Genomic DNA, 12,590 nt, shown 5'->3' with positions numbered 1-12,590 from the left:
ACGTCCTCGGCGGGCCATCCCTCAAGAACCCGAATTCCCTGTCAGGTTCTTCCATGCCCCGAAACGAGCGGGCAGGTCCCGCCACGGGACACCTGTCCGCTAGCGGAAGGGAATCCCGTTGATCACCTTGCGGCGCCACCCATTCCTCTCCGTATCTTCGTACCAGTCGCTACTACCCAATTCATCGAGGGCGGTGAGGGCGGTGAGGGCACTGTGGAGCTCAGTGACTGAGGGTCTTAGCCTCTCTGGACCTGCGATCGCCACCGCAGAGTAAGCATCGGTGAGGAAATGCCAGCGCTCCCAGCGTTGCTTGTACAGCGATTCGCAGCGCGCATTGCCCGGACACCGTAAGTAGGCGAGCGAGCAGGGTAGTTGGGCGTTCCCTGCTGGCCTACCAGTAAGCCGTCACCCCGCGACCAGGCAATCGGCGTGAACAAGGGCAAGCCGCGGCCGTCGATGCGCCATGGCCAACCAGGAACAAGCTCGTAAGCCGAATGGCCTCGTTCCAGAGGTGGTGAGGGGCGTCCCGAACTAGCTTCGCGCATATGACGGACGCAAGCACGGAATCACGTCACCATGAAACGCGGCTTGCTCTCGTCCTGAACGGCGGAGTCAGCCTGGCCGTGTGGATGGGCGGTGTGACGCACGAACTGGACCTCCTCCGGCGAGCGTCCAGCGGTAACGGCTCCGCGGGCGCCGTGGACGACGGGGACCGGCGGGTATTCGAAATCTGGCAGGAGCTGGCTCGTAAAGCCGGGACCAAGGTTTCGATCGACATCGTATCCGGAACCTCTGCCGGTGGCCTGAACGGGCTGTTGCTCGCCACCGCCCTCGCCCGCGGTTCGGCCCTTCCCAATCTCCGTGCGATGTGGGAGGAGTCGGCCGCGCTGGACAAGCTGCTGAAGCCGCCGCCGAAGAAACTGAACAGCGTGCTCAGTGGGGAGGGGTTCGAAGACAAGATCAGGAATGCCCTCACCGCCATCGGTGACTGCTCTGCATGCCCCCAACAGCCGGTGACGTTGTTCGTGACGGCGACCGCCCTGGATGGGCGAAGCAAGCAGTACAGAGACGGCTTCGGTGCCAACTTCGATGTCCGCGACCACCGGCGTCTGTATCGCTTTCAGCAGGGTGAGCGAATGGTCTACACGAAGAAGGACTGCCGGACCTGGAGCCTGAAGCGAAAGCTTCACACCGACTTCGAGAAGGCAAATGATGCAACCCTTGTGCTGGCTGCACGCGCCACCGCAAGCTTTCCGGTGGCATTCGGCCCGGTCAGCGAGAGTCTTTTGATGAAGTACCGGCAGGAGCCACCCGCGGCCTTCGGATTCCCCGCAAGCTGCGTCATGGACGGTGGGGTGCTGAACAATGCCCCCTTCGGTCCGGTGCTTGACGCGATTACCCGACGGAAGATCGACCTTCCTGTGCGGCGCGTCGTCGTATTCATCGTCCCGTCCGCCGGCCGCATTCCACCGGAGGGCACCAAGGATCGAGCATGCGAAGACATCCAATGGTACGCGGCCGGCATGAGCGCTATCACGTATCCAGGAGAGGTCAATTTTCGAGCCGGGACTGAGGATCTAGCAAAACGTCTGGCAAGCAGCATTCGGGACAGGCAACTGGACCTCTTTCAGAGGATTGCTGGAGACAGCGAACTGGAAGCCACCACCCGCGAGGCTGCAGTGAAGATGCTTCTTGAATACCGCCGCAACCGAGCTCGTGCCGTGCTCTACGACGTCCGAAAGCGCTTCACGGAAACGAATTCGGTGAACTGTTTGTCGGTGACCCCGGAAGCGGAGCGGGAGTGGGTCGACGATGCCCTCAGGGTGGATCGGGGAGACGACCGGAGATGGAAGCGCCCCAACTGGGTGCCGCACGATCACGAAAGTGAAGTCCTTGGGCCGTGGGATTGGGAGGACGAGGCCGTTGGCTGGTCCTGGGGGCTCTCCACAGCGGAACGCGTCCTGCAATGCCTCATGGGACATCTTCATCAGCCACTCGTTTCCCTGAAAGGAGGGATTCTCAGCGACGCGAGACGGCATGCTTTGATTGAAGGTGCGCGGGAAATCAGTGTATACCTGCGCGAGGTATTGGCGATGGCGGATGCCGTCAACGCCGAACTCCTGATGCATGCCCGAGGCGAAGAAATCGCCGACGACGGAGCAGCACGACTTTACCAGACAGTGTTCAATGAATTGTCCGTTCCGGCGGAAGTAAAGAAAAGAATCCATCTGGCCGCGACGGCCTACATAAAGGCGATCGGCCCGGTGGGCGAGGCCGACTCAGCGAGTTCCCACGCGGATTGGAATAGCAACAGCAACTGGAATGTGAATTCAGTCTTGTCCGCCTGCCTGGCGGTCGAGGTGGTCTGTCGCGCTTATGCTCCCCCATCGGAGATTGTCGACCCCCTGGCGCCGCAATTCGATTTCTTGCGACTCGGACCCGATAAAATCAGCCCACTGTTCGACGAGGATCGCTACGATGGACTGGGCGAGCGTAAGCTTTTCGGCATCCATCTTATGCACTTCGGCGCTTTTGTCGATTCCGAATGGCGCAAGTCCGACTTTACCTGGGGTCGCCTCGACGCTGCTCATCATCTGCTGTACCTTATTCCCGGCCTGAGTGACCAGGACCGCAGATGTGCGGAGGCTGAGCTTCACGAGGCAATCCTCCGGGGAGAGGCTCCCAGGGGGCCCACGGGCGAGCTGGCCACGGCGGTCGCCGCTCGGAATTGGATGGGAGGAAATCTTCACAAAGCTGCGGGGAAAGGTATCGACCTTTTGAAGGACGTCTACCAACGTAATGACAAGGCCAAGGAGACGTTGAAAAGCGTCATGGGATCCGTCGGCGAGCTTCTCGAGAAATCGGGCAAGCCATCAGAGAGCGAATCCCAGGCGCTCTGGATGAAGGCATGGGACACCTTTGTGGCGTACGGAAAGTCCGCCCTTGCCCCTTCCGTGAGCAGGTCGGAGCTGTCAGGCAAGAGCAACAGAAAGCGTCGGTGGCTGCGCAGGCTGACCCGGTTCTCACGGCGGTCGATCTCGACAGCTTACGAGAACGACCCCACCAATCTCCCCCGAAAGGCAAAAGCGGGGTTGAAGCTCGATGTCGCGGCCCTCATTATGGCCATCCTTGTTTTCGGCCTTGCCGTCGGCCTTGCCATCGGCCTAGTGGTTGGTAAATGGGCGTTCTGAAGTCCAATCCCCGCTGCCGCTGATCCGCTCACCAGCAGGGAAGCGGTCGACGTTGGTCATTGTTGGTCGCTCCCGGCGGTCCTTCGACGGCCCAGGGACAACCCCGAGGAGCCGGGACGCTGTTCAGGGCATGTATCGAAGTGAGGATGACGGAGAGCCCATTTGTGATCCAGAATGATTGGATGGTCACGCTTGAGACTCCCCGTTTGATCCTGCGTCGCTGGCGCGAGGAAGACGTTGCGCCCATGGCTGCCGTCAATGCCGACCCCGAGGTCATGCGGTGGATCCGTGACGGCAGCGTCCGTGACGAACAGCAGACTCGCGGCGGGGTCCAGGCATGGGAGAGCGAGTGGGAGTCACAGGGCTTCGGCCTGTTCGCCGTGGAGATCCGGTCCACTGGCGAGCTGGCCGGGTTCACCGGCCTTTCGGTGCCCGACTTCTTGCCGGAGGTACTGCCGGCGGTTGAGGTCGGCTGGCGGCTGGGACGTTCCCACTGGGGGCAGGGCTTGGCCACCGAGGCCGCTGCGGCCGCTGTACGGTTCGGGTTCGAAGAGCGAGGGCTGGAGCGGATCGTCAGCATCACTCAAGTGGGCAACGACGCCTCCGAACGGATCACGACCAAGCTGGGGATGCATCCGGTCCGTGAGACCGTCAATCCCACCTGCGGTCGGCCAGTACGGGTGTTCGAGTTGTCGTCGGAGCAGTACGCCACAACCACTCGTTGACGGCGGCAACGAGGACGGTAGCCTCGTAGCGGACCGCGAGTTTGTCGTACCTGGTGGCTATGGCTCGATGTCTCTTGAGGCGATTGATGCCGCACTCGACCGCGCGCCGGGCCTTGTAGTCCTCTGGGTCGAACTTCGGTGTCCGGCCACCGCTGGACCCGCGCTTCTTGCGGTTGCGGACCTGGTCGGCCTCGTCCGGAATGGTGCAGCGGATACCGCGACGCCACAGGTAGGCGCGGTTCTTGCGGGACGCGTACGCTGTGTCCGCCCGCACCCGTCGCGGGCGTACGCGGGGCCTACCGCACCCCAGTCGGGGCACCCGGATGCGGCCCAGCACGACCCCGAACTGCGGAGAATCCCCGCGCTGCCCGGCCGTGATCACGATGTGGACATGGGCTTCTGCCTCTGTGCGACGGCCAGGTGCAGCTTGGTGGTAAGGCCGCCGCGGGAGCGTCCTAGCCCGGTCGTCCGGCTCGCAGACGACACCGCCAGGCGGTTGCTGTTGGAGCCGCGGCTGGCCAGAGGGCCTGAAGCAGCGCCTTGCCTCGGCGCCGCACGGGTCGGCGTGCTCGACGCGGGCGGCCCACCGGGAGGGGAAACGACTGTCTTCCGGCCAGGCGGCGTAGCCCCGCACCTACTGTACGGATGTCGTCACGATCCGTCGGAGGCCCGGAACAGCGCCCGGCCCGTGGTCGTGCCGACGGGTCCTTGCTTCTGCCGAGGTGAAGCGACCTGGCTGAGATGCGCTGAGCCCGGTGGTAAGGCTACGGTGAAATTGCGGCGGCGGTTCCGAGGTTCCATGCGGACTGGGCGTTCGCACAGGGCAGCCGTCTTCCATTCCATCCCATGTCACTCCCGTGGAGGAGATTGTCATGCCCGACGGACGCGTTGAAGCATTCAGCCAGATCGCCAGTGTGGCCCTCGCCGAACCAGGTACGAGAGATCCGGAGCTGAAGTATGTGCAGGGATTCCTGCAGCGGTTCGGATATCTGGGAGGAAACTCCTTCACTCCGGGAGCAGTTGACGAGAAGACCACCGAGGCCCTGATGAAGTATCAGGAGCGGAACGCCGTTCCCTCCACCGGAAGTTTCGACGAACTGACCCGCGACGCCATGACGAGCGCTCGGTGCGCGCTTCCCGATCTCGACAGCGGGGTGGAGTTCAGCGCCCGTTGCGCGTGGCCCAAGCGGGCACTGACCTACGCGTTCGACGTCGACAGTACGGACACCACCGGCACACCCGAATTCGAGGCGGTGCGCAACTCCCTCCGTACTTGGGCGGCGGCGGTGCAGCTCACGTTCACCGAGGTCACCAGCGAAGCCGACCCCGACATCCTCATCGGCTGGCGGCCGGCCAACGACCCCGATCACAGCATGGTCGGCGGCACTCTGGCGCATGCCGACTTTCCCCCCGACTGCGGGGTCGTCACCACAAATCTGCCCAAGCCCGTGCACTTCGACGACACGGAGCACGTCTGGTCGATAGGTGCAGCGGCGAACGCCTTTGACGTGGAAACCGTGGCTCTCCACGAGCTGGGCCACATTCTGGGCCTCCAGCATTCCAACGTGAACGGCGCCGTCATGTTCCCCACGGTCAGTTCGAATTCCACCCTGCGCGTGCTGCAGCCCGACGATGTGGCGGGAGTGCAGCAGCTCTATCCGTGAGTGCCGGCTGTCGCGTCGTGAGGTTCGGACCGCCTCGACGTCAGGCTCTGGGCCCGGCACCGCATGGCTCCCCTCCCGCGATGACTGGGAACCCGTGGGCGGCAGCGCGTTTCGTCCAGAGTGCGCGGCCTGCCGGTCGGTCAGCCCCTCGGCGACCGGCAAGACCGGGACCAGCGCCAGCCGGGCCGACGACACCGGCGGACACCCCGCGCTGGCCGGAAACAGCCCCTAGAGCTGGGCGTCTCCACCCCTGAACACGACGACGGCCTGCACAACCCCAACAGGAACGTGCAGGCCGTCGTCACGCAGGCCCCGGATTTACCAACAGCGTCCTGGCCGGGAGGGGCGCTAGCGTATTCCCCTTCGCATCGGGCACGCATCGGGCACGCATCGGCTCTGCGATACATACGCCTGGACCGAATCCAAGCGGAGTTGCACGCCGTTGGGAACGCGAAGAGCCTGGCAGACCCAAAGGGCCTGCCAGGCACTGAAGTTAAGTCCCTGTAGGCAGAACTCGGTTATGTGGAAGGCGAATTCCCGAGTTCTGTGGAGTCTGGGCGCTCAATCGTGACCAGGTGCTCGCGCCGCGTACGCGAACCTCTGAGCAGTAGCCGTTCCCCCCGAGAAAGACCGGTGGATCCAGGTTTGGGCTCAGGCGGCGACGGTGAACCCGTGCCGGCTGCCGAGCGTAGTGAGGGTGGACTTGCCCGGGATGCCGTCGGCGTTCGCTCCGGTGAACCCCTGGCGGCGCTGGTAAGCCGCGTAGGCGTCGACAGTAACGGACCCGAAAGACCCGTCGTCGCCGAACCTCGGGTCCAGCAGCCCCTCTGCGACCAGGGCAGCCTCCACGGGTCTGACGTCCGCCGGGAATGTGGTGTGCCCCTGGGCAGCGTCCGGGTCGCTGCGTGCGGCAGTGACGACGTGGGAGAGGCTGACCCTGATACCGGTAGGTGGGGGCGGGGATGGGGCACCGCCGGGCCGTGGAGCGCCCTTCTTCACCCACGCCTGGAGCGGGTCGCCAGGGCATAGGGTGGCGAAGCCATCGCGGTGGCCTTTGATCTCCGCTCCGGCGCCGCCCTTCTCCCGCAGGAGGTCGATGGCGTCGCGGATACCGTCCAGTTGAGCATTGGTCGGATGGGTGAGGCCGGCGTCGCCCACCATGGCGCACACCGAGTAGTGGTTCAGGTTGAGCTGGCGGTTGCCATTCGCACCTTGTTGTTTGTGCAGGCCACGCCCCTCGAAGACATGACCGTGCGGACAGACCATGAAGCTGTAGGCGATGTCGGAGTAATTCTCCTTGCGGTTCGCCAGATGATCAGCCTGGATGGCCCGCATCCGGCCGGCGCACTTGGCGTGGTTCTCCGGCTTGGCGAGATCGGCCGGGACGGGAGCGCCCTCATAGTGGACCTTCACACCCCGGGTGGACGCGATGTGCACGAGGCGCGAGCGGGGCGGCTTGGCTCCCCAATCAGCACGAGTGACGAGGTGCATTGCTCACTCCCTTGCGAGTTGCAGGTCGACGCCGTCGCATGACGGCACGAAATCCGTGGGCTGGGCTTCCGAGAGCGCGTCGGCACCGAAGCACGAATCGAGGTCGGCTTTTCTGCCGAGCCTGCAGTCCAAGGGGCTCATCGATTCTCGACTGACGGTTGATCAGGCCGACCGTCATGAGTCTCGTGGATGGACGAGTGTGCTCCTCCTGGGCTCAGAGACTGGGATGCAGCCACGGACGGGAAGGCGCGCCGTGTCGGGCACCTGTGTCTTACCAATACGCGAGAGCGGCGGGCGTCGCCGAAGGCGGGTCGGTGGAGGCGCGAGCAACTGCCATTCTCGCCAGCCTTGCGAATCTCACCGCAGACGCGTGTGCGATGTTCGCAGCTTCGCTAGCACGTAGCGCATAGCGCATAGCACGTATGTAGCGTCTTTATCAGGGTGCATCTGCACACTCGGGGAAGTCAAGCAACGCGGCGGCGGCTCAAAGTCACCCCGGATGTTTTCTGTGCCGCCCGCCAGTACAACGAGTACTCCAAAGCCGGTTGGCTTCCCGGCAATGCCCCAGGTCGGGCCCGGTGAAGCCATTCTCGAGCGGCTACGGGACGTGTTCTGGAACTCCAAAGGCGAGACCGGGGCCGACCGCAACGAGCAGGCGAAGACCCCCTCTCGGTCGATTCGCGGAGGCTGGAGAAGCGGAGACCGGAAAAGCGTCGGCCGCGGTGCTCCACCTCGTCACATCCGCGGCCTGCGCGATGGTCGGCACCGATCTGGTCCTCGGCAGTGGATCTTCGGCCTTGACGGTTCGTAGGCCGGCCCACAACAGGGCCCAGCACTCCGTTTGCCCCGTTGCTGACGCTGCCATACGGTCGAAGTAACTGATCTTTCACGCCTCGCGAAGCCGCCTCGCTCTCCACGGAGGCGCGGCTAGGAGGTGCCCTGATCCGCTATGTGTATACGCGTCAATTAGGACGCTCACAGCCGGGATTCGCTCGCAGTCGGGATTTGATCCCTTACCCGCAAGCACACGTATCACATTCCGGAAATCTATCCTCCCGGGCCGAGGACTCCGTCCGACACCCGGTCCTCGGTCCTCGGTCCTCGGTCCGACACCGTCATGAGCCATGACGGCATGACGGCATGACGGCATGACGGCATGACGGCATGACGGCATGGCTCCTGATCGGAAAGTTCAGAAGGGCGTAGAGAATGAGAATGAACCTGACCGAGCTGCGCGCCCTCGCCACACAGGTGGGGTTCACCGGCAGCGACATCAACATCGCGGCGGCCGTCGCCATGGCAGAGTCCACGGGCGACCCGGCCGCTGTCGGGGACGAGGCTCTGGCCGACAACAAGTGGGGGCCGTCCTTCGGTCTCTTCCAGATACGCTCCCTCAGGCACCCAGAGCAGTTCACCCCACCGGACACGCTCAGGATTGCCGGAAAGCTCAAGGACCCGCTCTACAACGCCAAGACGGCAAAGGCCATCAAGGCCGCACATGGCTGGAACCAATGGTCCACGTTCACGAACGGGGCCTACCGCCGGCACATGGATGGCGGCTCCGCCAGATTCGAGCCGTTCCCTGGTGCTTCGTTCTTCCACACCGGAAAGAAATCGCCGATCATCACCGCGATGCACAACCGGCTTGTCGCTGAAGGCTGCAATCGATACGCGTCCGGCCGTGACACCGACGTGTGGGGCTCGGGCGATGAGAAGTCCTATGCCGCCTGGCAGGAGAAGCTCCACTTCTCAGGCCGTGATGCCGACGGCGTTCCCGGCAAGTCCAGTTGGGACAAGCTGCACGTCCCCAACGTCTGACTGACCTTGCCTGAAGAGCCGGTGCGGGCGGCCTTGGCCGTCGGTGCAATATGCCCACGTGGCTGCCGCGGCTGAGGTCGGGCCGGCGCCTACTCGGCACCGGCCCGACGCTCGTCCTCAGAAGGCACTCGACCGTCAGCGGTACACCAACGCGCTGGGCATGATGTCCTGATATCCGCGCAGTACCGCCGGCTCCGGTTGATCACCGGCCATGGCGATCTCTGACACGGAGTTCAGTCGGTTGACGGCCTCCCGCAGGTGCGGGGCGCCGCCGAGGGCCACGTACTTTCCAACCTCGGGGTGCAGAAGGGCGGCCGCGACGTCGTTGTCGGCCCGGGACTGCGGGTAGTTCACCCACACTTCGGCAGTTGCTTTCGCGCCCACCGGGACCGCGCCCTGCGCCCACAAGAGTTCCACCTCGACGAGGTGACGACCCGGCGTGGAGAAGGCGAACCCGTCGGAGTCCCAGTACACCCTGGCCTCGGCACTGCGGTCGCTGCCCTCTTCGAGGGGCCGCAGCGCCACGTGGTCCGTGCAGACCGCGATCGACCGTAGCGTCTTCTGCTGCCCCTGGGGGTTGGTGATCCGGATGAACGCGTGCTGTGCCTCGATACCGAGGTCGGTCGGCACGGGGATGGGCAGCCTCATCCGGTTGGTCAGCGTCCACGACACCCGCAGCGGCTCACCCAGGTCGATACGGTCGTTCTCCACCTGGAGTTTCAGGTGGAGTTCGTCCGGGCTGAAGTGGAGCCGGTCCACTGACGGAACGCTGGACGAGTGGCCGGAGCCGAAGGTCATCCCACCTGGTCGCAGCGCCGGGTCCGGCCAGTGGATCAGGTGGTGCCGGACATGCTCGTTGAACCCCAGGTTGATGTCCGTCGGGAATACTCCGGGCGGGCCGCCCAGTACGTCCGCCACGCTGGGGGTCGTCGTCATGATGGAGTTGTCGGCGCCGCCCTCCTGTTCCTGGTGGATCTGGTTGAAGCCGTGCGCCAGCTCGTGGCAGGCACTGCGCAGGTATGCCCGCGGTACGTTGCGTTGCCGCTGGTCCGCCGCGGCGCCGTAGAAGCTGGACTCGGCCGAGGGGTAGCCGTCGTCGGAGAAGCTGGCCACGCCCTCGCGCGGAACGTCAATCTGGTCGTACATCACGCCGCGGAAGCAGCCGAGCTTGGCGGGCACGACGACAAGGTGCATCCGCCATTCCCTGTCCAGATCGGTCGTCGGTTTGCGCACCGACTGCATGAGCTGGTGCAGATTCGCGCGGCTCCAGCAGTTGGTGCTGATGACGCCTTCGGGCACGGGAATCCCGGTCTGGTCGTACTCGACCGTCACATCCCAGTTGGCCGAGGCGAACACACTGCGGATGTCCTCCGTCCCGGTGCCCGACAGCGCAGGCACGGGTTGTGGTGCGATCGCGCCGCTTACGGTGTCCACTTCCACGTGGGCGCGCCGGAAGTAGGGCGAGACCCACCGCATGGTGACCGATCCCTGCGGTGTCCCCGCCTCAAGGAGGCTCCCTTCGAAGGCGGTTCCCCCAAGGGCCGGAGGAGTGGGGACGGGGTGCAGGACCATCGTGAAGGTGCGGCTCGGGGTGGACGGGAACGTGCCGTTGAACGACCCCGGCGCGGGCTGGGTATAGCGGTACTCCTCGACCATGAGCATCAGGCGACGAGGACCGGCGGTGAACGGCGGGCTTTGCCGGATCCCAGTCACCTTCAAGTAGGAGTAGTACTTGTTCCTCGGGTAGATGGGGATCTCACGGCGCCCTGGGGCCACCGGCTCGACGCTGGCGAGGACCGCCGGTGAGAAGCTCGCCTCGACGGCTCCCGTGTTGACGTTCGCGCCGGGGAGCGGCAGCGGAAACGGGAGGTTGAGGAAGCGGTAGACATCGCCGCTCGCGGTGGTGCTGGTGCCGTTCCGCTCTACGCGCATCGTGCCCCGATAGGTCACCAGCGCCGGCGTGGTCTGGATGGTGAGCTGGTAGCAGCCCTGACTCAGGCCGACGTGGGGCAGGGGAAGCGGCGGGAACGGCGTCTCCTCCGGGAAGCCGGAGATCTCGGCTGCAGACTGCATCCCGCCTCGGGCATGTTCTTCGGTGCCCAGGTCATCGGTCATTTGGATTGCTTCGGCGAGTGGCACCGTACCGACGTCGGTCCGGGTGACCGATGGCGTGGCTTCGGATTGAGCCGAATGCGGGTGATCGGACGTGATTCCGTCGTTCATGTTTTCTCTCTTCGATATCGGCTTTCGTGCATTTGGGGGAACGTCAGAAGTCATGGCGGCGGTAGGAAAACTCGCACCCTTCGGCATCCCGGAAGGTCAGGACATCGTCGGACAGCGTGAACGTGTACCGCACCAGCTCATCGCCGGCGGTTGTGATGAGAACCGTTCCCGGTGCGTCCTCGCGCCAGATGCCCGCATCCCAGACGATGAAGCCCTGGTCAGCGCTCTTGGCACCGCGGTAGGTCGCTTCGAAGAACTCCACGATGCCGGGGTACAGGCGATCGCACTCTCCGTCGGCGAGCTTTTCCCACCGCCCAATCAGAGTCGACTTCGTGGCCACGCCTGAACTCCCGTATCGCCGCCTACTCACGCCTCGGTTACCGACGGCGGTGTTGTCACACAGGGCCTCCGGATCCACACTCCGCCCGGCCCCGGGCGACGGCAACTCGAATCACCCATACCAGCGCCTTCGGCTGAGGACAGGGGACGCCAGGGGCCTCACGCCTGCCTGCGGTCAGCACCCCGCTTCGGGCCTGAACCGACCCGAGCCGCTCGCTCCGGCCTGGCAGACCTGTCGATTCTCGTTCCGCTTGGGTGGTCACGCCCCGGGGTCGGCCCGACCCACCGACATCCCCTTGTGATCGTCACCACATTCCTCTGATGTCACGATCGCCGCTCGGGCGGTGTCCTCATGGCGTGAGGTCGGACTGGTCGGAGGGGGGTGTGTTGGCGCGGGTGGTGGTAGTCGGCGCGGGCTACGCAGGTGTGATGTAGAAGCGAAGTAGAAGCGAAAGGAGCCTCATCATGAAGGCCGTCATCGTGTGCGCCTCCGTGTCTCATGGGAACACGAAGAGGATCGCCGAAGTTATGGGCCAGGTCCTGGAAGCAACTGTTGTCGACCCAGAGCGGGCCGATATGGCGGAGCTCTCGACTTGCGACCTGGTGGGATTCGGCTCGGGGATCTTCTCTGGGAGGTTCCATCCACGGCTGCGCGAGTTCGTCCAGTCGCTCCCGCAGGGGGAACGACGCAAGGCGTTTGTGTTCGCCACCAGCGGGTTGCCCGAACCGCGTTTCCGGCCCTTCACCCGACCCCTTGTGCGGCTTCTTGAGCAGAAGGGCTTCGAAGTGAGCGACACGTTCTCGTGTCGCGGGTTCGACACCTGGCTTCCGTTCAGGCTCGTCGGCGGTATCAACAAGGAACGGCCCAACGTCACCGATCTGGAGGAGGCGCGCACGTTTGCCGAAGGGCTACGAGCCCGGGTCGGTGCGGTGTCGTGAGCGGTCCGGCAGGACCACCGCGTGCTCCTCGGCCGTCAGAGCCGGCTCCGGCAGCGGGAGGCGAGGGTGGCCGGCGACGGCTTCGGCTGTCGTCTGGGGCAGCGGGTGGGCCTGCCCCAGACCACCGGAGGGTTGGGGGGTGGGCGGCAGACCGCGTTAATAAGTGGGTGAGATGGGTAAAGCGGGGGGTTGGGGGAAAG

The 12,590-nt window shown here is 64.7% G+C and carries 9 protein-coding genes and 1 pseudogene; 5 read left to right on the top strand and 5 right to left on the bottom strand.

Annotation, left to right across the window (positions count from 1 at the left end):
- Positions 1-42: 42 nt before the first annotated feature.
- A pseudogene (locus AB0I10_RS18545) lies at positions 43-138 on the bottom strand (transposase); the annotation flags it as partial.
- Positions 139-545: 407 nt separating this feature from the next.
- Between AB0I10_RS18545 and AB0I10_RS18540 the strand changes: the two are divergent.
- Positions 546-3,191, top strand: a complete 2,646-nt coding sequence (locus AB0I10_RS18540; protein WP_363153549.1) for a patatin-like protein — start codon at positions 546-548, stop codon at positions 3,189-3,191.
- Positions 3,192-3,373: 182 nt separating this feature from the next.
- Positions 3,374-3,916 carry a GNAT family N-acetyltransferase gene (locus AB0I10_RS18535; protein ID WP_363153548.1) on the top strand — a complete coding sequence of 181 codons (543 nt, stop codon included), beginning with the start codon at positions 3,374-3,376 and terminating at the stop codon, positions 3,914-3,916.
- Here AB0I10_RS18535 and AB0I10_RS18530 read toward each other — a convergent pair.
- A complete protein-coding gene (locus AB0I10_RS18530) occupies positions 3,843-4,253 on the bottom strand; it encodes a transposase (RefSeq protein ID WP_363153619.1) in 411 nt (136 codons plus the stop codon). The two genes, AB0I10_RS18535 and AB0I10_RS18530, sit on opposite strands and share 74 nt — an antisense overlap.
- A 535-nt stretch (positions 4,254-4,788) precedes the next feature.
- Here AB0I10_RS18530 and AB0I10_RS18525 point away from each other — a divergent pair.
- On the top strand, positions 4,789-5,580 hold the full coding sequence (locus AB0I10_RS18525; protein WP_363153547.1) for a matrixin family metalloprotease: 792 nt from the start codon (positions 4,789-4,791) through the stop codon (positions 5,578-5,580).
- A gap of 651 nt (positions 5,581-6,231) precedes the next feature.
- On the opposite strand, the gene AB0I10_RS18520 is transcribed toward AB0I10_RS18525, so the two are convergent.
- Positions 6,232-7,071, bottom strand: coding sequence for an N-acetylmuramoyl-L-alanine amidase (locus AB0I10_RS18520; RefSeq protein WP_363153546.1), 840 nt, complete (start codon positions 7,069-7,071; stop codon positions 6,232-6,234).
- A gap of 1,215 nt (positions 7,072-8,286) precedes the next feature.
- Between AB0I10_RS18520 and AB0I10_RS18515 the strand changes: the two genes are divergently transcribed.
- Positions 8,287-8,889, top strand: a complete 603-nt coding sequence (locus AB0I10_RS18515; protein ID WP_363153545.1) for a peptidoglycan-binding protein — start codon at positions 8,287-8,289, stop codon at positions 8,887-8,889.
- Positions 8,890-9,024: 135 nt separating this feature from the next.
- On the opposite strand, the gene AB0I10_RS18510 is transcribed toward AB0I10_RS18515, so the two are convergent.
- The gene (locus AB0I10_RS18510; RefSeq protein WP_363153543.1) at positions 9,025-11,004 is read right to left on the bottom strand and encodes a hypothetical protein; all 1,980 of its coding nucleotides are present in this window, start codon (positions 11,002-11,004) and stop codon (positions 9,025-9,027) included.
- A 151-nt stretch (positions 11,005-11,155) separates the two neighbouring features.
- A complete protein-coding gene (locus AB0I10_RS18505; protein WP_363153542.1) occupies positions 11,156-11,452 on the bottom strand; it encodes a hypothetical protein in 297 nt (98 codons plus the stop codon).
- Between the two features lie 464 nt (positions 11,453-11,916).
- Between AB0I10_RS18505 and AB0I10_RS18500 the strand changes: the two genes are divergently transcribed.
- Positions 11,917-12,390, top strand: coding sequence for a flavodoxin family protein (locus AB0I10_RS18500; RefSeq protein WP_363153540.1), 474 nt, complete (start codon positions 11,917-11,919; stop codon positions 12,388-12,390).
- Positions 12,391-12,590 lie beyond the last annotated feature (200 nt).

The sequence above is a fragment of the Streptomyces sp. NPDC050636 genome (assembly GCF_040654775.1).
Taxonomy (GTDB): domain Bacteria; phylum Actinomycetota; class Actinomycetes; order Streptomycetales; family Streptomycetaceae; genus Streptomyces.
The sequence above is the reverse complement of the archived record's forward strand: the minus strand, read 5'-3'. Positions and strand labels throughout refer to the sequence as shown.